We start from the raw sequence: 696 nt of genomic DNA, 5'->3' as shown, positions 1-696 counted from the left end.
GAGGGGCGCCGTTCGACCTCGGGCTCTTCGGCTGCGTCCTTGGTGGCGGCTTGGTGCTTCGGGGCGGCGAAGGCGAGCAGCATCTTGTGCAGCATCGCGCCGTGCAGCTCGGGGATGGAGAACTTCCCCCGAACCGACCCTCTGCCGTCGGAGCACATCGTGAACCAGGCGTTCGCACGGGCCTCACGTTCCTCGCGTTCGAGGGCGCGGGCGTCGCGGGCCTCGCCGATCTCGGGGGCGACGACGGTGAGGACGTGCTTGGCGAGGGTCGCGAGCGCCTTGGGGTCGCGGTGCGCGGCTTCGGCGAGCAGGTGCTGCTCGGCTCGCGCGGGGATCGTGGGGTCTTCGAGGTCGTCGGGGAGCCGGTCGACGCAGTCCGTGATCACGCGGGCGTGGTCGACCGAGATCGCGCCCTCGGTCAACGCAGCCGCGGTCGGCGCGTGCCGGTCGAGTGACTCCGCAAGCCGCATCCGGGACTTCGCGACGGGCCGGTTCTGCCGGGTCTGGTGGCCCCACCAGGAGGCGGTGTCGGTGGCGCCGACTCGTTCCCCGGTGTGGCGGCGGTCGGCCTCCGCGGCCAACCGCAGCTCGAGCGCCTCAGCCTGGGCGCGGAGTCGGGTGGCTTCCAGGAGCGTGGCGGCGACCTCGTCGTCGGACATCCGCCACAGGTCCGAGGTGGCCGCTGCGCGGACCTTC

The 696-nt window shown here is 72.8% G+C and carries 1 protein-coding gene; it reads right to left on the bottom strand.

The window, feature by feature from the left end; genetic code table 11:
- On the bottom strand, positions 1-696 hold a 696-nt coding region (locus QWY28_RS23240; protein ID WP_300955296.1), incomplete at both ends, for a DUF222 domain-containing protein.

The organism is Nocardioides oceani (assembly GCF_030412965.1).
Classification (GTDB): domain Bacteria; phylum Actinomycetota; class Actinomycetes; order Propionibacteriales; family Nocardioidaceae; genus Nocardioides; species Nocardioides oceani.
Note: the sequence above shows the minus strand (reverse complement) of the source record. Positions and strands in the feature narration are given on the sequence as shown.